Source organism: Sporosarcina luteola (assembly GCF_023715585.1).
Lineage (GTDB): Bacteria > Bacillota > Bacilli > Bacillales_A > Planococcaceae > Sporosarcina > Sporosarcina luteola_D.
On the sequence record NZ_JAMBOK010000004.1, the window covers coordinates 118,458 to 140,448 of the forward strand.

Consider the following 21,991-nt stretch of genomic DNA (forward strand, 5'->3'; position numbering starts at 1 on the left):
TCTAGCAAACTATGCCATGATGTGAAATCGGGAAAATTATATGGGCTTATGGGTAATTAATTAAAGAAGTCATAGGTGATTATCCTTATTTTTTAGTATTTTACGTAAGTAACATAGTCTATTATAACGGTAGGTCACCAGTTATCTTTTGACTGATATTGGGCAAATTCTTATCAGGTAATCACGCTTTTCGCTTTCAATTTTCCAACGTCCGAGATTCCATAATTCGTTAATTACAAAAATGTGCTTCACAATTCTAAAAAGATTGTGATAAAATAAAGCCTCAGTCTACTCTAACGGGGAGAAATGATTGAAGATATTATACAACGAAAGATATTGGGGGTAGACGAATGAGAAATCTAGTTAATAAGTGGAATCAAATAAGCCTAGTAAAAAGAATCATTGTCGGTATTCTTGTCGGTCTTGTTTTAGCGTTAACGGTTCCCAAAGCTGCAAGTGGGGTCTCCATCTTAGGTGCTTTATTTGTCGGTGCATTGAAAGCGGTTGCACCTGTATTGGTCTTATTCTTAGTGATGCATGCAATTGCAGTGCATAAGAGCGGTACGAAAACGAATATGAAATCGATTCTTGGTTTGTATGCCATTGGTACATTGCTAGCTGGCGCTGTTGCTGTGGTGGCGAGCTTTATATTCCCAGTGACGCTGACATTGACAACAGGGGCTGAAGACCTTTCACCTCCTGAAGGCATTATGGAAGTATTGAACACCTTATTATTTAACTTAGTTTCTAATCCAATTGATGCATTAGTCAATGCGAATTACTTAGGTATTTTAATGTGGGCAGTCGTTTTGGGGATTGCGTTAAAACAGGCAAATCAACATACAAAAGATATGTTGGGCAGCTTCTCGGATGCGGTCACGAAAGTCGTGCAATGGGTGATCAATTTGGCTCCGCTCGGCATTATGGGTCTAGTTTTCGATGCTGTTGTCTCAACGGGGCTTTCCGCTTTGCTTGTATATGGACGCTTAATTTTAATCCTCGTGGGATGTATGTTGTTCATCGCTCTTGTAGTGAATCCGTTGATTGTCTATGTGTATACGCGTAAAAACCCTTATCCACTTGTGTTTATGGTGTTAAGGGAAAGCGGGTTAACAGCGTTCTTTACACGTAGTTCGGCTGCAAATATACCAGTAAACATGAAGCTGGCTGAAAAACTTGATTTGGATGAAGATACGTATGCCGTTTCAATCCCTCTAGGTGCGACAATTAATATGGCTGGTGCAGCAGTTACCATTGCAGTATTGACGCTTGCAACTGTGCATACGCTTGGGATAGAAGTTGACTTTATGACTTCGCTGATGCTATGTGTTGTGGCTGCAGTATCTGCAGCAGGTGCATCTGGTGTTGCAGGGGGATCACTTTTGTTGATTCCGCTGGCATGCAGTTTGTTTGGAGTTCCAAATGATATTGCAATGCAAGTTGTTGGCGTTGGCTTCATCATCGGGGTTATTCAGGATTCTTGTGAAACAGCATTGAATTCATCTTCGGACGTATTGTTCACGGCTACAGCTGAGTATGCAAAAGAACGTAAAGAAGGTAAAGAAGTTTCTATGCAATCTTCTTGGAAATTCCGAAAAGTTTAAAATCTCCATTTCTTAGAAACTAAAAAGCCACGATTACTGAATTCATTCAGTGATTGTGGTTTTTTTAATGAAGAATAATGTGTCGTGTTTGACAATGCAGATACGCTTATGTTTATACTAGGTAGTTCTATGTGGTATTCCTGAGCTCGGATAAGATAACACTACATAGCGAAAAGGAGAAATCCTTTTGGCCGGCTTATGCAACAACTTAACTCTAGGGGGTTTCTTTACTCTTGGAGTGTAATTCAGTATTCGCTTATATTGTTTGCAACCGCAAAAAAGAACTATGGTTTAGACCGGGTTTTTCAGCGCATACTTGAATTAATAAATACTTTTAAAAGGGGAATAATATTATGAGCGGATATAACGCAGTATCAGCAAAAAATACAGAAAATGCACCAAGCGGTAACGGTCTATTTTCACATTCAGTAGCTTTCTCTCACTACAATAACCTTTCAGCTCAATTGCCTGTAGATCCATCAACAGGTAAATTGGTTGCTGGCGGCATAACTGAGCAAGCGAAACAGTGCTTTACGAACATTAAGTCAATCGTAGACAGCATCGGTCATGTTATGAGCGATATCGTTCGAATCACAGTATTCGTGAAAGATATTAAAGACGTTGATGCAGTTAACAAAGTTTATAAAACATTCTTCCCAACTTATGTTCCTGCACGCACAAATGTTGCAGTTGCAGCTTTGCCAATGGATGCTATGGTGCAAGTTGAAGCACTTCTTTCACACGGTGAAGGTTCAATTCCAAATGCTCCACAAGCAGGCGATCTTGTTAAGCTTACGAATAACACTGCGAATGCGCCTACATGTGCATTATCTACTCAAACTGTCGCTTTCTCTCATTACAATTACCTTTCAGCTCAATTGCCGATCGATCCACAAACTGGAAGATTCGTAATTGGCGGTGTACAAGAGCAAGCAAGACAGTGCTTGAAAAATATCAAAGCAATTTTAGAAAGCATCGACGTTCCTTTTGACGATATCGTTAAAATGACGGTCTTCGTTACAGACCTTAAGGATATGGAAGCGGTAAATGAAGTGTATTCAACATTCTTCCCAGACTCCGCTATCGCTAGAACTGTTGCATACGTCCCTGCACGTACAGTAGTTGAAGCTGCAGATCTACCAATGGGTGCTTTAGTACAAATGGAAGCAGTCGTATCTCACGGAGATGGAACGCCTCCACAAGCTATTGAAGACAGACATGGAATCGTAATCTGGGCAAACAACACTGAAAATGCACCTAAGAATTCCCTATCTACTCAAACTGTAGCGTTCTCACATTACAATCACCTTTCAGGTCAATTACCTTTAGATGCAAAAACAGGTAAATTGGTAGCTGGTGGCGTAAAAGAACAAACTGAACAGTGCTTGAAAAATGTTAAGGCGATTGTTGAAAGCATCAACCACGTTATGGAAGATATCGTTAAAGTAAATATCTTCGTTAAAAATATCGAGGATATGGATGCTGTAGACGAAGTTTACAAAACATTCTTCCCAGGCGGAGTTCCTGCACGCAGAACAGTTGGCGTATCGGCATTGCCTGAAGACGCTTTAATCCAAATCGATGTTGTTGTATCTAATGCTGAAGGAACACCTCCACAAGCGTAATTACAACTAGACAGTATCACGAAATAACAAAGAGAGGACCGTCCCTTAGGTAGGGAGGTCCTCGTTTTTTATCTGTATTTTTTCTTTCTCATCCATTGTGTTGCTACCCATTTTTCGCCGGTTATAACGGGTGCACCGCCATGTAAAGTTAACTCATTCAGATCTTGATCGTTATAGAAATACTCGAAGTACACTGCCATGCCCTTTTTAGGTGATACTGAAAAATTCAGCTTAGGGAAATACGTTTCTCCACCTTGTTCTACATCGTTTAAATACATGACGAGCGTACTGATTCTATTATTGTCTGCTGTTTTAAAGAAATCATGGTGAGCCTTGTACTGTTGACCGGGAGCATACTGAAGGATTTGAAGGCCTTCTCCATGTTCAATCGGGATATTCATAATGGAAGAGACTCTCTTTTCGACTCGAGAAACAACTTCGTTTTCACTTTCTTCAATAAACATACTACTGCTTGTCCTCAGTTCGTTTACTTCGCGTGTTGTACCAATTTTTGAACGTTTCATCTTGTCCTTAGACAATTTGATCAGTTCATCACACTCTTCGTCACTTAACACATTTCCTAAAACTACGATCAATGGCTCCTCAAGTCTTACGACTATATCAATCTCTCTGTCCGTACTAATTTTACTTCCTGTGTGATCAAATATCGTTATCTCTTTATTTTCCGCTATCATCTTCAAACCACCTCGTAGACGATTCTTAAAACCAATGCATTTTAGGTAATGAGTATGCGTAATTTATCGGTCTTATCTTCCTTTTGGAAGTAAATTCAATTTATTTTAGCACGTAATTTTACATATCGCAAACTTGTGGGTATTTGAAAGAGGGGTACTTGTCGGAATCTTCACGATGAATAAAAGAGAGGTTGGAAAATGGAGTTCATTTTCCAACCTCTCTTTGTGGTTTAGTAATTCGTCTTACGCCAATTCCTTCTCCAAAACTTCCTTCACCAATTCCCGCACCTCATCCGTCGACTTCGTATCCATCAATCGATTCCTCAACTCACCAGCACCCCTAAACCCGCGAATATAGATTTTGAAGAAGCGGACAAGTGGTTTGTATGGACGCGGTTCGAGTTCGTTTGAGTATTTATCGTGGAGGTCCAGGTGCAGCAGTAATAAATCGAGATATTCTTTTACGCTGCGTTCTGTTGGTTCCTGTTCAAAAGCAAAGGGATTCGTAAATACACCGCGGCCGATCATGACGCCGTCCACGCCGTATTGTTCAACTAATTTCAATCCTGTTGCGCGATCTGGGATATCTCCATTAATCGTTAACAATGTATTAGGCGCAATCTCATCCCGCAGTTTTTTTATTTCCGGAATCAGTTCCCAGTGTGCATCGGCTTTGCTCATTTCTTTCCTTGTGCGAAGGTGGATGGAAAGATTGGCGATGTCTTGTTTCAATACATGTCCTAACCAATCGCGCCATTCATCAATTTCACTGTAGCCTAATCTTGTTTTGACACTGACTGGCAATCCACCGGCTTTCGCGGCTTGAATAAGTTCTGCCGCTACTTCCGGGCGTTGGATTAATCCAGCACCTTTTCCGTTGGCTGCAACGTTAGGAACGGGGCATCCCATGTTCAGATCGATGCCACGAAAACCAAGTTTTTTCATATCAATGCTCATCTGTGAAAAGAACTCAGGTTTATCGCCCCAAATATGAGCGACAATCGGTTGCTCATCTTCCGTGAACGTCAACCGGCCGCGCACACTATCCCTTCCCTCGGGGTGGCAATAGCTTTCCGTATTCGTGAACTCCGTGAAGAACACATCCGGTCTTGCAGCTGCGCTAATGACGTGACGAAACACGACATCTGTCACATCTTCCATTGGTGCTAATATAAAAAACGGCTTCGGCAAATCAAGCCAAAAATTATCTTCGTTACTCATGTTAGTTCCTCCTGTTGCAATGCAAGTTCTTTTGCTCATCAAATAGTATCATTTTTTAATGCCTTATGCACTGATCCATTCCTGGCTAATTGATCAAGGGCTCCATTCCTTCCTACAAAGGCCCTTTAGTGCTGCTAGCTCCGCTTTGTCCTGGTCCGAATAAATTCAAAATTACCACTCCAACAAGTATGAATGTGATTCCGACAATGCTAGCCAAATTTATTTTTTCCTTCCAGATGCTAACTGAAATGATCACCGTAGCAACAATTCCAATGCCTGACCAAATCGCATACGCAGTATTTAAAGGGATTGTTTTCAAGGACAAGGATAAAAAGAAAAAGCAGCTAATGAAAGCAATGACAACCCCCAGTGTAGGGAACAGTTTTGTAAATCCCTCAGAGGCTTTTAACAAAGAAGTGCCAATTAGCTCGAGAGATATAGAAAGCGCTAAATATAGATAGGACATCGGTAAATTTCCTCCTAAAGCATGTGAGAGTGTAGCCATTACTAATAATCCCATTGTACCGTCCATACATTTTTAATCAAATGCTTGGGCCCTGGAATCTTAATTGTGATAAATAACAGATTACTTCATCTATTCCCGGCATGTAAGTGATATACTTCTTATATAAAACTTGAAAAATTTTACTAATGAGACGTCTGACCGAAGGAGACTACCATTATGAACAAGTGGCTATTTGCATTTTTAGTCGTATTGACAACATCTTTAATGGGGTCTGCTTTCACGATTGGAAAGATTGGACTTTCATACGCTACACCGATCATGTTGGTCGCACTGCGTTTTCTACTCGCTGGGAGCCTTATGGCGATTATTGTAAAGTGTTTAAGAATCCCATATCCGAAGCGTGCTTCGGATTGGCTGAAAATAGCATTGATTGGATTTTTTCAAACGGCAGCTGTCATGGGATGCATCTTTGTCAGTTTGCGCACCATAACAGCGGGGCAATCATCTATATTAACATTTACGAATCCACTACTGGTTGTCCTATTTGGAACCCTTTTCATGAAAATGTCGTATAGTTTGCGACAATGGTTTGGCGTTATATTGGGTTTTATTGGCGTTCTGATCACGCTTGGTGCACAGGTAGACTTGCGAATTGGAACACTTTATGGTTTTCTATCAGCCATTTCATGGGCTATCGGCACTCTATTAATTAAAAAGTGGGGCACACAAATAAATACCTGGGTACTAACGGCGTATCAAATGCTGTTCGGAGGTCTTATTTTGTTCGTTGGCAGTTTTCTATTAGAAGACCCTTCGTTTCAAATTACCCCAGTATCGGTTGCCATTTTAGTATGGCTGGCTATAATGGCTTCCATTGTACAATTTGCAGTTTGGTTTTACCTTCTACAGAAAGGCGACCCGGGAAAGACAAGTGCATTTTTATTTTTAGCTCCATTTTTCGGAGTTCTTACGGGCTGGTTGTTATTGGACGAAATGATTTCTTGGAACGTAATTTTGGGCGGGGGTTGTATATTTATTGGCATCTTCCTTGTGAATTGGATGGCTAAGGTAAGGTAGAGATTGCAAATGGAAATTGTCTATTCAAAGGGTTAATTTGCCCTAAAAGTAATAAGAGAGGATTTGTAGAATATGAAAGTAAGTATACATAATGCTTTACTGATTTCCGGTATAGTTATCGGACTCTTATTTGCAACGGTTTTAGGTATCTATGCTCAAGACTTTTCTTACTACTTGAATGACCATTACCCGACAGTTGAATTAACAACCGCAATAACAATCTTTACTTTTCTTAGTATTGGATTGTACGTGCTAATTCCACTGCTATTATTGATTTTCAAAAAACTTAATCCAATTTACCTTATTGCGTGTGTCCTACTAGGTCTGCCGATTTCACTGTGGTCATTTTTTGTCTGGGCGATGTGGATGGGATGAATATACATCGGTTAGGAAAGGGAGGCAGTCCAACATGACGCTAAACGATAAGGTAATAGAGAACGCTAATCCCTGAATAGCAGAGACAAGTCGGTGTTCTATTTTCGAAGATGTATGCAGGCAAATGGATTTGGCGAAAACTGCATTCAGTGCTGATTGTTTTTGATTAATGAAGAAGGAGGGGTTGAATGTTAAATCGAGTCATTCAGCAATTCAAATTGAATGTGTTATCAATTAATGAAGTTGAAGATTCCCATAGTTCAACAGTTTATAAATGCAACTTGGATAATGGGGAAGTTGTATTTGTGAAAATACCTTACACAATATTGAAATGTCAACGGGAGTTGGAAGCCTATGAAATCTTAAAAGATAGAGTTTCCATTCCTGAAATGTTGGATTATTGGTCTGGTGATGAAGAGTGTCCCGGTGCGTTCTTATTATCTGAATTAAGGGGGCACCCCCTTACAAATAAAGATCTACCTACAGTAGCATTTCAGGTTGGGGTCCTTCATGCCTCTATGCATCAAATCCAGCCGCCGACTACCTTACAATTAACTGGAATAAAAAATGAATTTCCGAAGTGGTCTGATTTTGTGAAACGCCAATTTTATAGTTTTGCTGAGGATGTAAAGGAAGTCCTGGATGAAAGTTTATACAGACAGGCCATTGAAAAGTTTGAAAGGATGAAAAACCAACTCCCACCCTCGGATGGTCCTAGCTTTATACATATGGATTTTCGTCCAGCCAATATTATTGTTGATGAAGGTAAGGTGTCAGGTCTGATCGACTTTGAAAGTGTACGATTTGGTTCAACAGAAATCGATTTCACCAAACTGTACCGTGATTTTTTAAGCTTTGATACTAGCCTGTATCGGTCTTATCAGGAAGGCTATAACACCATAAGACCAATAATTGATTTAGAGGTTGTGTTGCCTTTTTATCAATTTACTGATGCTTTTAATAGTATTGGCTGGTGTAAACGCCGTGGGATTGAAAAGAACGCTTCATTTTTGAAGGAAAATCTTTCAATCCTAAAAAAGTACCTATGATGGATGGTTGAAAAGATTCTTATGGCGAAAGGTAAAGGGGAAGTATCTGCAGAAAAAAGTGAGTATGCTATTCAATCAGGGTACTTGGCAGGGGGGATAGGAGAATGAAAAGCTGGTCAGGTTCAGCAGGTATTTGTATAAATGAACAAATGGAAATATTAATGGTCAAAAGCTATGAGTCAGAGGGATGGGCAGTACCATCCGGTGGTATTGAGGAAGGTGAAAGCCCTGAGGAATGTTGCGTTAGAGAGGTTAAAGAAGAAACGGGATATGATGTGAAAGTCATTGAACGTTTAAAAGTGAAAGAAACGACCATTCATGATATTCAGGTGAAAACATATTATTTCAGGGTTGAAAAGATCGGTGAAAGCAGCGGAATAAATGACCCTGATGAAATTATTGCCGAAGCCGATTGGAAGTCTGTATCTGAATTAATAACGATCAGCCACGCTTATCCTGAGGATTTAGGATTAATACTGGAGCAACTTAAACAGCAAGAGCAAAATTGACGTTAGCAGAATAGCGTATCGGACAGGAAGAACATCAAAAGAAAACTGATAGCTCTCTGCTGCTGATACGCAATTTATGAAATTGGTTATTCCGTTTGGATAAGGTGGTAATTAAGATGGATGTTTTTATACCAATCGGCTTAGGATTTATTGTGAATTTATTAGTTTTTATTGTTTCTAAGAGTCTAAAACAAACTAATGACAGATCAATACTAATTTGCCTGTTTGCTTTTCTAGGAGTTCTTCTAATATCCTTAATTATCGGTTCTTGGTTAGGGATAGGTCTAGGAGTAATCAGTTTAGGTATGCTGATCTTCGTTATATTAATTGTGTTATTTATTAAAGTTGATTTCACTGGAAATTAATACGTGATATTCAACTGAGGAGTACTTAAAGATGGTTTAACTTCTTAGACGGGAACTAGAAGCTGAATACAGGATTCTGCAAAATATTAGGAACATAGGAGGTATGAAATTTGAAGATCAGAAAAATAGATCATGTGGGTGTGATTGTAAATGATCTCTCTGCAGCTAAAGAATTTTTCCGTGAGCTTGGACTTGAGGTCAAAGGGGAATGGGAACTCGAAGGAGAGTTGATGGGATACGCAGTTGACCTTACTGGCGCTAAGGTAGCGTGTGTAGGATTGGGAACGCCAGACGGTCAGACATGGATAGAGCTGATCAAATTTCATTCACCGCCAGATGAAACGGATGTTCAGCAAAATTTTGCAAATACACTCGGTATCCGACATATTGCATTTTCTGTTGAAAATATTGAAGAGGTTGTTGCCAAATTGAAAAAAAGGGGTACGAAAATCTTTAGTGAGATACAGCAATATGAAGAAAGTTTTAAATTATGCTATGTTCGTGGTCCAGAGGGAATCATTTTGGAGTTGGCTGAGGAAATCAAATAAGTATTGTTAACTAAATGTTAATACGATTTTGCTTATGAAGGGGGTAGATACATGTTACTGATCATTATCTTCTATAGTATAATTGTACCGACCTGTGTCTTGCTGCATGAGATAGGACATGGACTCGGTGCTGTTTTTGCTTCTAATAACCACGTGCATATTTATCTCGGATCGAAGAGTGATAAGAATAAAGAGATCTTCAGATTAGGTCGGCTGCACTTTCATATTATTTGGTCCTATATAGGTTTTGCCTATTGGGAAGGAGAGTTAAGTAAACGACAGAGAGCGATTGCACTAATTGGTGGACCTTTAATGTCGTTATTACTAGCTCTTTTATTTGGACTTCTGACGCTGCTTGGTCCTCGAGGTGATATGCAAACATTTTTTTGGTGGATAACGCTGGTAAACTTCTTTCAGTTTGCTGTCACAATAATCCCTATGAAATACCCTCGTTGGATGTGGGGATATAGTGGTGATCCATCTGATGGCTTACAGTTGTTACGACTGTTGAAAAATTAAAAGGGAGATTCCAATGGACACATTAACGATTAAAGAACTCCATTCCACAAAGGAAATTCTTGAAGTCTTCCCGGTAATGAAGCAACTACGTACTCATCTTGACGAAAAAGCCTATCTCGATTTGGTATCGGAGGCCATGGACAAGGACATGTATCGTTTATTTGCCTTATATGTTCAAGGAGAGATCGTTGCGGCAACTGGGTTTAAACCGATGATCACCCTTTACTATGGGCGTTTTGTTTGGGTTTGTGATTTGGTTACTGATAAAAACAAGCGTTCACATGGATATGGAGAAAAACTTCTTTTATATGTTCATGAGTGGGCTAAAGAAAATGGCTATGAAAGTGTCGCCTTGTCCTCAGGGTTACAGAGAACCGATGCACATCGGTTTTATGAAGAAAAAATGGACTATGACAAAGTGAGCTTTGTATTTAAGAAAGAATTATGTTAGTAAGTGATTAATTGGAGACTAGGACAAAAAAATGAAGTAGCAAAAGCCGACGGAAAGATCGGCTAACTACTTCTAGGTTATTGATTCACGAAATGTAAATACCAAACGGCATGATTTTGTTCGTCGGCTGAGGCACGTGTAAAAACATCTCTAACGACAGGATTATCGGTATTTCTCGCGATACGGTGATAGAAGTCAACGGCTTCCTGCTCATCAATGAATGAGGCGAGTACTCCACTTCGATAATCGGCAGGACATTCTTTTGTCATTTTAGGAGAAGGTTGATTTCCTGTTAAAGAAATATAAAGATACCAAAACGTTTCGTAGTGTCTGATTTCGTCATTTCTGATTTCAAGAATGCGTTTTTTTATTTCGTCGTTTTCGGCCTGGTTTGCTAATAGCTCATAGCATGCGATTGCAGTATATTCACCATCTATCGCTCTCAAAATATCATTTAGTGTTTCTGTACTCGTAGAAGTCTCTATGGAATTTTGATTCACTCTTTTTTCACCTCCAGTCTTAATGTATGAGTAAACCTAATTATATGGAACATGTCTTATAAAAAGGGTCTTACTTGCACTTATATTCGGACTGCTGACGCTGTTGGCTGCTCGAATGTTGAAAAACCAACAGTATCAGCCCGTCTAGTTGGAAAAGGATAAACTGCTTTAACAACATTTCCGTATAAGCATCTTCAACGTCTAAAAAAATAACACTTGTAAAATGCCTTAAAAACGAATAATATATGTAAGGAGTAAAATATTGTTCGTGTTTTGGAGGAGTTTTTTCGTGTTTAAATTACAAGAAAACAATACAACTGTAAAAACGGAAGTGCTAGCAGGGTTCACAACCTTTTTTACAATGGTATATATCGTGATCGTCAATCCGATCATTTTGAAAGATGCAGGCGTGCCGTTCGATCAAGTATTCACGGCTACGATTATTGCGACAGTTATCGGAACGTTATGGATGGCGCTTGCAGCGAATTATCCGATTGCGATAGCACCGGGGATGGGTATGAATGCGTATTTTGCCTATTCGGTCGTCGGAACAAATGGAATTACGTATGAAACAGCTTTCGCAGCAGTTTTCGTTGCGGGCCTCATTTTTGTTATTTTGTCGCTGACATCTTTCCGTAAAGTGTTAATTGAAGCGATTCCTGATAACCTGAAGCATGGGATTACGGCGGGGATTGGCTTGTTTATCGCCTTTATCGGGATGAGACAAGCGGGTATGATCGTATCGCATCCGTCCAATCTCGTTGCGCTAGGGGATCTTCATTCACCGAAAGTGCTGTTTGCCTTGCTTGGTCTTACTGTCATGCTAATTCTCATGGCGTTGAAAGTGCATGGAGCATTGTTCTTCGGAATGATCATTACGGCAGTTGTCGCCTTTTTCACAGGGCATCTTTCCTTTGACCATGGTTTCGTTCAAATGCCGTCGCTTCCGGAAGGAATCATTGTCTCCAATCCGTTCACTGCCTTAACGGATGTATGGCAGCATATGCTTTTCCCAGTCGTCTTTTCGTTCCTTATGGTGACGATTTTTGATACGACAGGAACGATGATCGGGGTTGCACAGCAAGCGGGATTAATGAAGGATAATAAAATGCCCCGTGCACGCCAAGCATTACTCGCAGACTCCGTAGCAGCTACAGCAGGATCGATGTTCGGAACAACACCGACAAGTGCTTATATTGAATCATCTGCAGGTGTAGCAGCAGGGGGGCGGACTGGGTTGACGACGGTGACTGTTGCGATTCTGTTCATCGTTGCAGCATTTTTCGGGCCGCTAGTCAGTGCGGTTTCCGGCTTGTCTTCCATTACAGCACCAGCATTAATTATTGTAGGAAGCTTAATGATGGGAGCAATATCTAAAATCAACTGGGATGAGATTGATGAAGCTTTCCCGGCTTTCCTTATCATCTTAAGCATGCCGCTCACGTCGAGCATTGCAACAGGGATTGCGTTGGGCTTCATTTCTTATCCAATCTTAAAAGTTGTGATGGGGAAATGGCGTGCTGTCCATCCACTCGTGTATGTGTTCGCGATTCTGTTCTTTTATCAATTGGCATTTCTGCCGCATTAAACGTAGTAAAAGAACAACTCCCAATTTGGGTAGTTGTTCTTTTTTGTTATTCATGAACAAGAAGGTATACTAATAAGCTCTTTTTACATAGATTAATTTTAGATTGATCGAATATAATCGAATAATTTTACTAAATAGCGATTAATTGGGGTGTGAAATATGGGCGCTATTAATGGTAAAGACTTCATAAACCGATTAAATCGGCTAAATAACGAAATCTGGTACGACGGTGAAAAATTTGAGGGACTGCTCTCTGAACATCCAGCCTTTAAGGGACTCATTCATTCAAAAGCGGCTCTTTATGATTTACAGCATGACCCAAAAATCAAAGACGAGATGACATTTATTTCCCCCTTAACTGGAGAAGCTATTGGCCTATCCTATTTGCAGCCAAAAACGAAGGAGGACTTAATTAGAAGGAGAAAGATGTCTGAACATTGGGCTAGATATTCAGGAGGGGTCATGGGGAGAAGCCCGGATTATTTGAATACAGTATTGATGAGCTTTGCTTCCTCAGCGCCATATTTGAAAAACAAGGAAAATTGCTTTCCGGATAATTTACAAACATTTTATGAATTTGCCAGGGAAAACGACCTTTCGTTTACACATACCTTTATTTCTCCTCAAGTGAATCGTTCTCAAATCTACATGGAAAATAGCGACGAACCAATCGCCGCAAGAGTAGTGGCTGAAAATGAAGAAGGAATCATCATTAAAGGTGCCCGTCTTCTAGCCACACAAGGTGGTTTAACAGATGAAGTTCTAGTGTTTAGCGTTGGAAAATTTCTATTTAACGAAAAAGAAGCTTTTGCTTTTTCAATTCCTTCTAATACAAAAGGAGTAAAGTTTATTTGTAGGGATACATTCATCGGAGGTCAATCCTCTTTTGATCATCCATTAAGTTCACGGTTCGACGAAATAGATTCCATTATTGTTTTTGAAAATGTATTAGTGCCTTGGGATCGGGTATTTTATTACAATAACGGGGAGGTGGCCGATTTTGCTAAGCACCAAGTATTGACGAGACAAATTGTGAAAACAGAGTTCGTCTTAGGAATTGCTGAGCTTCTCATCGAAACAATTAATATTAGTGGATATCAACATATTCAAGAAAAGATGTCAGAAATCATTATTGGGCTAGAAACGATGAAAGCCTTACTGGAGAAATCGGAAAATAATGCGAAAGTAGATGAATGGGGTTATATGAGGCCAGAAATCTTCCCGCTTCAAGTTGCTGGCAACATCTTTCCTAAAATCTACCCTCGCTTTAGTGAAATTGTTCAGCTAATAAGAGCTAGTGGAATGATTACATTGCCAACCGAAAAAGCATTTCATTCAACTAGTAGAAATGACTTGGATTCTTATCTTAAAGGTGCAACGAAGACAGCAGAGGAACGAGTAAAGATATTTCGTTTAGCTTGGGATCTAACAATGAGTTCATTTGGAACAAGACAAACCCAATATGAGCGATATTTTTTTGGCGATCCAATTCGATTAGCAAGCGACTTATATAAGAAGTATCCCAAAAATGAATATGCAAAGGTAGTTAGTAATTTCTTGAATCTTACTAGAGAATGAGCGTAAAACTAGCACAGACCATGTGAATGGTTTGTGCTAGTTTTATTTTCTCCTTATTTGCACTGACAGTAACATTTACGCTCCAACAAAAGCTTTAATTGCATCGATTAAACTATAGATACCGAGGAACGTACAAATGACAGCAACGATTCCGCCGATAATATTCGCTTTCACAGAGTTACCAAATTCACCGAGACGCTTTTTGTTATTCATAATGACAAGAAGCGTAATCACGATCACCGGTAGTAAAATCCCATTCAACGCTTGTGCAAACAATAAAACGTCAAGTGGATTAAAGCCTAGTCCTGAACAGACGATGCCGATGATCATCACTGTTGCAAACACAATTTTAAAACGCTTATCCTTCATCCCTTTTTCCCATTTCAAAACGCTGCTTACAGTCATCGCTGCACCGAGCGGGGAGGCGAGTGCCGAAGAGAATCCAGCTGCAAATAGTCCGAGGCTCATAAACATTTTTGCCCATTGGCCAAAAATGGGTTCCAATTGAAGTGATAGGTCTGCAGCGCTTGACACTTCAACACCCTGTATCATCGCCCCGGCGGTAATCAACACTGCCGCTGTAATCAGTCCGCCGATACTGATCGAGACGATCGTATCAATGCGTGCTTCTTTCAAGTCAGTTGGTTTGTTCCAACGTTCCTGTACCATGGAGGAGTGTAAAAATAAATTATAGGGCACGACTGTCGTACCGATCAGCGCTATGATCATAATGATGGAACCGCTTGGAATCGTCGGAAGGAATGCCCCTTGGAACAATTCGCCAAGGTTAGGCTTTGCGACAAACATTGTCGTAATGAATGTCAAACTCATAATGGCAATCAAGGCGACCATGACCCGTTCAATCAACTTATAACTTCCGCTCAGTCCAATAAATAAAATAATAATGCCTACTATTGGTCCAAGCACATTTGGCGAAATGCCCGTCAACGTTGAAATGCCGAGTGATGTCCCGAGCAAGTCACCGGCCATATAAGCTGCACAACCGACACTGATTGCGATCATTACAAGCCACATGGAACCGTATTTTAAAATAGGATTGGTAAATTGCTCACGAACGGCTTCCCCCAAACCTTTCCGCGTAATTATGCCGAGACGGGCTGTCATTTCTTGCAGCACGATTGTCGCAATGATTGAAAAGACGACCGCCCAGAGGATGGCGTATCCATACGAAGCACCTGCTCGAGTAGCAGTTGTTACGGTCCCTGGACCAATAAAAGAAGCAGTAATGATCGCCCCTGGACCGATCACTTTTATTCTATCCATCAACGATTTTTTCTCAGCAACTTGGACGTTCTCTAGATTCACATTCGTCATGTTTGTACACCTCTCGTTCCAACGTTTTAAATATTTCGACTATTGTAGGTAGATGAGACTCATTTGATCTCATCTTTGGTATGGCTGTATTTCTTGTTGCGTTATTCTAGGTAGTTATAGATTGTTTGTTTAGAAACGCCCAGCACTTTGGCGATACGGTCCGAAGAGCCTTGAATGAGGAACGCGCCTTTTTCTTCTAACTTCTGGACAAATCGGATGCGTTCATTTCGGGACATTTCAGGAATCGGGATGCCGATTTCAAGCGTTACCGAAGTGATTAAGTGATGAAAAACTTCATCGATATTCTTCGCATACGATTCGTTCAGATGATTTCCGTCGTCCTCTTCGGCGGGTACGGCAGTGAATTCTTTGATCACTTGGGAAACCATCGAGAAAGCAGTAATATCAAAGTTGATGCCCAAATAACCAATGACTTCGCCTTCATCGTTACGGATGAAAGAGAGCGAGGTTTTCACCATTTTCCCATCTGTCGTTCTCGTCGTAAAACCAAGTTTATCTTTCACTTCATTGCCTTGTTGGCGTAATTGTTTCAAAATCACTTCCGTAGTAGGTGCGCCTAATTCACGGCCTGTCACGTTCCCTTGAATATACACAAGGGAAGAGTGGACATTGCTTAGATCGTGGATGACGACTTCACAATTACTGCCAAAAGTGGCATGAATCATATCGGCAATCGGTTCATAGCGTCTTAAAATATTTTTATTAGCTTCGTTGACATCAATCATTCTTATCACCATTTTTCAGTTCTTATGTAAGCGCTTTAGTAACGCTTTACATAGGAGTCTTCAACCGGTTTAAGAGTTGAAGACTCATGAAAATTACGAGTTTTGTTGTTTGTGCGCAATCTCACCAGCAAGTGCATATAACACAACTGTTGAAACGAAGTGTGCGGAGTTTTGGTTCGGATCTTGCTGTGGGTAGATTTCCACGAAATCCATTCCGATAACGCCTTGCTTACAAATTTCATAGACGAGCGTAAGGAGCTCATATGAAGTGAGACCGTTGCCGTCAACTGGACCGCCAGGGTTAAATGCAAAGTCCAGCACGTCACTGCAAATGCTCAAGTAGACACAATCTACATCTTTGCTTGCCATTGCATAAAGTTCCCCCGCAAGCGCTTTTAAGTCTTTAGCATTTCGAATATCGTTAATTGTTACTGTCACAGCGCCGGCTTCCTTCGCATTACGGCCAGCTTCCGGCATATTTCTTGGACCGTGAATCCCTGTATGAATAATGCTTTCGTTGCGCACGCCTTCTTGCTCGTATAGACGGGCAAATGGGCTGCACCGCGCATATTGATCTCCGTTATGAGAAGGGAGGTTGTCGTAGTGTGCATCTAGATGGATGATCCCAACTTTTTTACCTGTTTCAGTAAGCGCTTTCACGATCGGGAAAGTAACACCATGATCGCCGCCTAAGCCAATCAGGAATTTTCCGCTGTTCCATAGTTTGCTCGAGAATTGTGTAATGCGATTCATTGTTTCATCGACATCTGCCGGTACGACATCAATGTCGCCGATATCTCCGATTTTCATATGTTCGAACACATCAATATGATCTAGTTCCGGTAAATAACCGCTATAACGCGCAGATGTTAACCGCATCACTTTCGGACCAAGTTCACAACCTGTGTAATCTCCCCATGTAACGGCACCTTCCCACGGAATTCCGTATACGACCGCATCTATATTCTCGAATGATTTAGTAGCAGAGATGTTTTTAGCCCCTAAAAAGCAAGGTGTATTTCCATAAAGAACTTCAGTCAATTAAATCAATTCCTTTCGATGTGTTTTGAAAATTTGTCAACTTCTAGATTGAATCGTACTGTTTCTTTGAAAAAAAGTCAAACGTTTTTTAAATAAATTAAAAGTGTTTAGGAGACCTAAATACTAGCGAAAGCAGCCGGAGTCCCATTGGATCAACTATCAACCAAATTCTCCTTCCGTAAATTGGCACTTTTTTCGGTGCCTGTGCATGGTGCATTTATGACAATTCATTAAAAGTTATATAAATACAGAGGGAAGCCAACCAAATACCAATTGATCAAGCCTCCCATTTTTTATTTATGCAATTGTAGTGTATAGACTGAATAGTGTTGGTGCCTGTGCATGGTACATTTATGACAATTCAATAAAAGTTATATAAATGCAAAGGGAAGCCAACCAAATACCAATTGGTCAAGCTTCCCGTTTTTTATTTATGCAATTGTAGTGTATAGACTGAATAGTGTCGGTGCCTGTGCATGATTCATTTGTGCATGATACATTACGCAATAGTGGGGTTGGGCGGAGCTCATCTGAAAATAAATTTTCAGATGCTTGTTAATATAGGCTCATGGAGTTGTCACTTTTGGACAAGATAAGTTTGGGAGGAGTCCTAAAACAATAGAGGGAGTGAAATGAATGGAAAATAGTAATAAACGAAAACGTGATGAACATGATTCACCCGAAGTAACAGCAACTAGTGTAGGTGCTTTTACTGGGGATACTATGGCTTCTGCTCTTGATCCATTCGGATCTGCTGCTGTTGGTAGTTCTGACGGAACATCGGATAACAAAGCGGGGAAAGGTACCGTTGATGATGATGATAAAATGGCGGCACCAAAACGAGAGTTGTAAAATAAATAATGTCGGTGCCTGTGCATGGTGCATTTATGACAATTCAATAAAAGTTATATAAATACAAAGGGAAGCCAACCAAATACCAATTGGTCAAGCTTCCCGTTTTTCATTTATGCAATTGTAGTGTATAGACTGAATAGTGTCGGTGCCTGTGCATGATACATTTATGACAATTCTATAATAGTTATAAAAATGCAGTGGGAAGCCAACCAAATCCTGATTTGGAAGGCTTCCCATATATCAATTATACAATTGTGGTGTATTAACTGAATTGTGTCGTGCACAGGCACCTATTTATCAGGCACCTATTTATCGGCACCTATTTATCCTATTTATAAAGCAGGGAATGCGATGATGATTTGGCCGTTGTGATTTTCGACTTCTATGATTTCGTTATCAAATAGGTAAGGGGTGTCGTTTTCATCTTGGGGTTTGATTTTCTCGTACATGTTCCTTACTGATAATACAGGGAATGTAACGGGGATGAATCGCCCTTTATGTAACACTTTCATATTGCCCATTAGAAATAACTCTTTGCTGGATGCCGCGAAGCTTAAGTGGCCAATTTCCTTATTGGCGCTCCCTGTTACTAGTTTCACGTTTTGTAACAAGGAAATATTACATAAAATGAAGTCGTTGATTACTTCGGGTGTCATTTTTTCATAACCTTGGTCGATGAAAAATGAGTTGAAACCGTTCCGGATCTCTTTGAAGGAGAATAGATTCTCGATCTTTTGCTTTCTTCCTTTGCCGAGATTATCGATGATTTGCTTGCATCCCTCGAAAAACTCTTTGACGAACCCCGTGCAATTTTCCCTATGTACTATAAAGTCTCCCAGTTCCTTCAACACTTTATTGTCTTGCACGTCTTCCCTTATAAACAGTAAAAAACTTAAGACATCATTTTCATCAAAGCTTCTTTCCGTAAATGTAGTGTAATAGTAGTCAAGAAGTTGCCGCTTTTTTTTATCCACTGTCCGTCACTCCTTAGAATCGTTATAACATTGCAGATCATAGCCATTTTTTAATCATATCATGCTATGTTGTGGGGAAGATTATATTGTATCAGGAAATACTCGAAATTTAAATGTTGCACGAAGGAAACATGGCGCATATAATAGCGGTAATCTATAGAATTAAGACACAAGAGGGTGAATATTGATGATAGATTATTTTATAGGACTGAATCCGGTTGCGCAGGCATTAATCGCCACTTTATTCACGTGGGGAATGACTGCCGTCGGAGCGGCCTTGGTTTTTACAACGAAGAAAGTCAATCAGAAATTGATGGATGGAATGCTGGGGTTTGCGGGCGGTGTAATGATTGCGGCAAGTTTTTGGTCGCTTCTCGCACCTGCAATAGAATTGGCCGAACAAAACAGTTCGTTTCCATCCTGGTTCCCGGCAGCTATCGGCTTTTTATTGGGAGGCGCCTTTCTGTGGGTGGCGGATAAGGTCATTCCTCACTTGCATCCGAGCTCTTCCATGAAAGACGCGGAGGGCATCAATCCTGCGGGCAGACGGCGGAGCACCCTTCTCGTATTTGCGATTACGTTGCACAATATACCTGAAGGTCTAGCGATCGGGGTTGCCTTCGGAGCTGTAGCGGCGGGCATGCCATCCGCAACAATGGCAGCCGCAATTGCTTTGGCGATTGGCATCGGGATTCAGAACTTCCCTGAAGGGACAGCTGTTTCAATGCCGCTGCGGAGAGACGGAATGTCACGCCGGAAAAGTTTCTTCTATGGACAATTTTCAGGAGCGGTTGAACCGATTTCGGCTGTAATCGGTGTAATTGCAGTCACAACGATGCAGCCCCTTCTCCCATTCGCGTTAAGCTTTGCTGCAGGCGCAATGATCTTCGTAGTCGTTGAAGAGGTCATCCCGGGTTCACAGGAAAATGGCAATAAAGACTTGGCATCGATTTGCTTAATGCTTGGATTCGCAGTCATGATGATACTTGATGTTGCATTTGGATAAGGGATGAACAATACAATCTGCAACTAACGAGAAGACGATGTTGTATAAAAAGAATATTACATTTCATTGAGCAGTCAGTGTGGATTTATTCACACTGGCTGTTTTTGTTATTTTATGGAGTGTCCCTATTAAACGCCGAAGATTTTTAATGTAAAATAGTAATTTTTTCATTATAAAACATCTCTCGCACCTTTCAACGTCATCTTCCTGTTTAATTGTGAACAATCGAGATAATTGTTTTGTCACAATAAGAATAAAGGTCATAAATCCGCCAAACTTTGGACAAAGAAATGTCGTTGATTAGTCATCTATTCGGCATGGATAGTGGGTGTGCATCCATGTATACTTGGATACTCCATCAAGATCCACATTAAATTGGTCTTATTGGAATTACTATTCACAGCATTATTTTAAAGGAGTGTATTTGTGAAATGGATCCGATCTTTTTGGCAAGGATACAATTTGCTTCTACAACGATATTTCATTATCTTTTTGTCCCGATGTCAATCGGTCTTGCACTAACGATTGCAATTATGCAAACGATTTATCACCGGACAGGCGATGAAAAGTATAAAAAAATGACGAAGTTTTGGGGAACTATGTTTCTCATTAACTTTGCAGTCGGTGTTGTAACAGGAATACTACAAGAATTCCAGTTCGGTATGAACTGGTCGACATATTCTAGATTCGTAGGAGACGTCTTTGGCCCATCACTTGCAATTGAAGGACTGCTCGCTTTCTTTATGGAGTCAACTTTCATTGGATTATGGGTATTCGGATGGGATCGTTTACCAAGACGAGTACATTTGCTATCCATTTGGCTCGTTCTGTTTGGAACTGTTCTTTCCGCCTTTTGGATTTTAACAGCCAATTCATTTATGCATCACCCAGTTGGCTTTGAATACTTTGAAGGCAGAGCGCAAATGAACGATTTCCTCGCTTTATTAACAAACCCACAATTATGGGTCCAGTTCCCGCATGTTTTATTTTCAGCTTTTGCAACAGGTGCTTTTTTCGTAGCAGGCATCAGTGCATGGAAAATTCTAAAGAAGCAGCAACTGGATATGTTCAAGAAGTCATTTCAGATTTCCATTATCATTGCAACGGTATCGACAGTTGTCGTTCTGTTCGTTGGTCATCAACAAGCAGTGCACCTTTTAACTACACAACCTATGAAAATGGCGGCCGCGGAAGCATTGTGGGAAGACAGCGCTGATCCGGCACCATTCACGGTTGTTGCAAAAATAGATCCTTATGAAAAGACAACGACAAATGAAATACAAATCCCCTATATGTTAAGCGTTTTGTCTTTCAATAAATTTAGTGGTCAAGTTGAAGGAATGAATACGATCCAGAAGCATTATGAAGAGAAGTACGGACCTGGAAACTATATTCCGCCAGTGCGAACAGTCTTTTGGAGCTTCCGTACAATGGTTTTCGCTGGCACGATCATGCTTCTTCTCGGAGTATACGGCTGGTATGTCTCAAGGAGAAATAGACTTGAACAAAGTCCATTGCTCATGAAAGTAATGGTATACGCGATAGCGTTGCCGTTTATCGGAAATACAGTCGGTTGGCTAATGACGGAAATGGGCCGACAGCCGTGGGTCGTCTTCGGCGTCATGAAAACAGAAGATGCCGTATCCCCAAATGTCACTGCGGGTCAGGTTCTATTTTCGCTTATTTCATTTTCCACGTTGTATGCGATTTTAGCGGGGGTAGCGGTTTACTTATACGTCCGCACAATTAAGCAAGGTGCATATCAGGAAAAAACGGTTGCGGTTGATGCTGATGCTGATGTTGTTGACCCATCCGGTCGGGAGGATGATTATATTTGGAACTAAGTGAATTATGGTTTTTGCTG

22 protein-coding genes are annotated in these 21,991 nt (G+C 40.5%); 14 read left to right on the forward strand and 8 right to left on the reverse strand.

Going from position 1 to position 21,991, the window contains the following annotated elements; genetic code table 11:
- The first annotated feature begins 350 nt into the window (after positions 1-350).
- On the forward strand, positions 351-1,604 hold the full coding sequence (gene sstT / locus M3193_RS14780) for a serine/threonine transporter SstT (RefSeq protein ID WP_251629221.1): 1,254 nt from the start codon (positions 351-353) through the stop codon (positions 1,602-1,604).
- Between the two features lie 353 nt (positions 1,605-1,957).
- Complete coding sequence (locus M3193_RS14785; protein ID WP_251629223.1) at positions 1,958-3,229, forward strand: RidA family protein; 1,272 nt, start codon at positions 1,958-1,960, stop codon at positions 3,227-3,229.
- Positions 3,230-3,297: 68 nt separating this feature from the next.
- Here the strand turns inward: M3193_RS14785 and M3193_RS14790 are convergent, their stop codons facing one another.
- The 3 genes from M3193_RS14790 to M3193_RS14800 all read right to left on the reverse strand — a co-directional run bounded on the left by M3193_RS14790 (position 3,298) and on the right by M3193_RS14800 (position 5,611).
- Positions 3,298-3,924 carry a 2OG-Fe(II) oxygenase gene (locus M3193_RS14790; RefSeq protein WP_251629225.1) on the reverse strand — a complete coding sequence of 209 codons (627 nt, stop codon included), beginning with the start codon at positions 3,922-3,924 and terminating at the stop codon, positions 3,298-3,300.
- Between the two features lie 243 nt (positions 3,925-4,167).
- Complete coding sequence (locus M3193_RS14795) at positions 4,168-5,145, reverse strand: tRNA dihydrouridine synthase (RefSeq protein WP_251629227.1); 978 nt, start codon at positions 5,143-5,145, stop codon at positions 4,168-4,170.
- Between the two features lie 112 nt (positions 5,146-5,257).
- The gene (locus tag M3193_RS14800) at positions 5,258-5,611 is read right to left on the reverse strand and encodes a DMT family transporter (RefSeq protein WP_251629229.1); all 354 of its coding nucleotides are present in this window, start codon (positions 5,609-5,611) and stop codon (positions 5,258-5,260) included.
- A gap of 216 nt (positions 5,612-5,827) precedes the next feature.
- Between M3193_RS14800 and M3193_RS14805 the strand changes: the two genes are divergently transcribed.
- The 7 genes from M3193_RS14805 to M3193_RS14835 all read left to right on the forward strand — a co-directional run bounded on the left by M3193_RS14805 (position 5,828) and on the right by M3193_RS14835 (position 10,504).
- On the forward strand, positions 5,828-6,688 hold the full coding sequence (locus tag M3193_RS14805; protein ID WP_251629231.1) for a DMT family transporter: 861 nt from the start codon (positions 5,828-5,830) through the stop codon (positions 6,686-6,688).
- A gap of 563 nt (positions 6,689-7,251) precedes the next feature.
- Positions 7,252-8,112, forward strand: coding sequence for an aminoglycoside phosphotransferase family protein (locus M3193_RS14810; protein ID WP_251629233.1), 861 nt, complete (start codon positions 7,252-7,254; stop codon positions 8,110-8,112).
- 104 nt (positions 8,113-8,216) lie between these two features.
- A complete protein-coding gene (locus M3193_RS14815) occupies positions 8,217-8,621 on the forward strand; it encodes an NUDIX hydrolase (RefSeq protein ID WP_251629235.1) in 405 nt (134 codons plus the stop codon).
- Positions 8,622-8,737: 116 nt separating this feature from the next.
- Positions 8,738-8,986 carry a hypothetical protein gene (locus M3193_RS14820; RefSeq protein ID WP_251629237.1) on the forward strand — a complete coding sequence of 83 codons (249 nt, stop codon included), beginning with the start codon at positions 8,738-8,740 and terminating at the stop codon, positions 8,984-8,986.
- A 110-nt stretch (positions 8,987-9,096) separates the two neighbouring features.
- Entirely contained in the window at positions 9,097-9,534 is a 438-nt protein-coding gene (locus tag M3193_RS14825) for a VOC family protein (protein WP_251629239.1), read from the forward strand.
- Between the two features lie 51 nt (positions 9,535-9,585).
- Positions 9,586-10,053 carry a hypothetical protein gene (locus M3193_RS14830; protein ID WP_251629241.1) on the forward strand — a complete coding sequence of 156 codons (468 nt, stop codon included), beginning with the start codon at positions 9,586-9,588 and terminating at the stop codon, positions 10,051-10,053.
- 13 nt (positions 10,054-10,066) lie between these two features.
- Positions 10,067-10,504 carry a GNAT family N-acetyltransferase gene (locus M3193_RS14835; protein WP_251629243.1) on the forward strand — a complete coding sequence of 146 codons (438 nt, stop codon included), beginning with the start codon at positions 10,067-10,069 and terminating at the stop codon, positions 10,502-10,504.
- A gap of 77 nt (positions 10,505-10,581) precedes the next feature.
- On the opposite strand, the gene M3193_RS14840 is transcribed toward M3193_RS14835, so the two are convergent.
- Positions 10,582-11,004 carry a ferritin-like domain-containing protein gene (locus tag M3193_RS14840; protein ID WP_251629245.1) on the reverse strand — a complete coding sequence of 141 codons (423 nt, stop codon included), beginning with the start codon at positions 11,002-11,004 and terminating at the stop codon, positions 10,582-10,584.
- 289 nt (positions 11,005-11,293) lie between these two features.
- Here M3193_RS14840 and M3193_RS14845 point away from each other — a divergent pair, with 289 nt between their 5' ends.
- Positions 11,294-12,592, forward strand: a complete 1,299-nt coding sequence (locus M3193_RS14845; RefSeq protein ID WP_251629246.1) for an NCS2 family permease — start codon at positions 11,294-11,296, stop codon at positions 12,590-12,592.
- 159 nt (positions 12,593-12,751) lie between these two features.
- On the forward strand, positions 12,752-14,170 hold the full coding sequence (hpaB, locus tag M3193_RS14850) for a 4-hydroxyphenylacetate 3-monooxygenase, oxygenase component (RefSeq protein ID WP_251629248.1): 1,419 nt from the start codon (positions 12,752-12,754) through the stop codon (positions 14,168-14,170).
- Between the two features lie 75 nt (positions 14,171-14,245).
- On the opposite strand, the gene M3193_RS14855 is transcribed toward hpaB, so the two are convergent.
- The 3 genes from M3193_RS14855 to M3193_RS14865 form a co-directional block, all read right to left on the reverse strand.
- Positions 14,246-15,505 carry an Nramp family divalent metal transporter gene (locus M3193_RS14855; protein ID WP_251629250.1) on the reverse strand — a complete coding sequence of 420 codons (1,260 nt, stop codon included), beginning with the start codon at positions 15,503-15,505 and terminating at the stop codon, positions 14,246-14,248.
- A 101-nt stretch (positions 15,506-15,606) separates the two neighbouring features.
- Positions 15,607-16,251, reverse strand: coding sequence for a helix-turn-helix transcriptional regulator (locus M3193_RS14860; protein ID WP_251629252.1), 645 nt, complete (start codon positions 16,249-16,251; stop codon positions 15,607-15,609).
- Between the two features lie 93 nt (positions 16,252-16,344).
- Positions 16,345-17,292 (reverse strand): agmatinase family protein, encoded by a 948-nt coding sequence (locus tag M3193_RS14865; protein ID WP_251629254.1) that lies wholly within the window; start codon positions 17,290-17,292, stop codon positions 16,345-16,347.
- 636 nt (positions 17,293-17,928) lie between these two features.
- Here M3193_RS14865 and M3193_RS14870 point away from each other — a divergent pair.
- Positions 17,929-18,144 (forward strand): hypothetical protein, encoded by a 216-nt coding sequence (locus M3193_RS14870; protein ID WP_251629264.1) that lies wholly within the window; start codon positions 17,929-17,931, stop codon positions 18,142-18,144.
- Between the two features lie 335 nt (positions 18,145-18,479).
- Here M3193_RS14870 and M3193_RS14875 read toward each other — a convergent pair whose 3' ends face one another.
- A complete protein-coding gene (locus M3193_RS14875; RefSeq protein ID WP_251629266.1) occupies positions 18,480-19,121 on the reverse strand; it encodes a hypothetical protein in 642 nt (213 codons plus the stop codon).
- Between the two features lie 187 nt (positions 19,122-19,308).
- Between M3193_RS14875 and M3193_RS14880 the strand changes: the two genes are divergently transcribed.
- Both M3193_RS14880 and M3193_RS14885 read left to right on the forward strand, forming a co-directional pair.
- Positions 19,309-20,127: a ZIP family metal transporter gene (locus M3193_RS14880; protein WP_251629268.1), complete on the forward strand. Its 819-nt coding sequence runs from the start codon at positions 19,309-19,311 to the stop codon at positions 20,125-20,127.
- A 431-nt stretch (positions 20,128-20,558) separates the two neighbouring features.
- Positions 20,559-21,971, forward strand: coding sequence for a cytochrome ubiquinol oxidase subunit I (locus M3193_RS14885; RefSeq protein WP_251629270.1), 1,413 nt, complete (start codon positions 20,559-20,561; stop codon positions 21,969-21,971).
- The last annotated feature ends 20 nt before the right edge of the window (positions 21,972-21,991 follow it).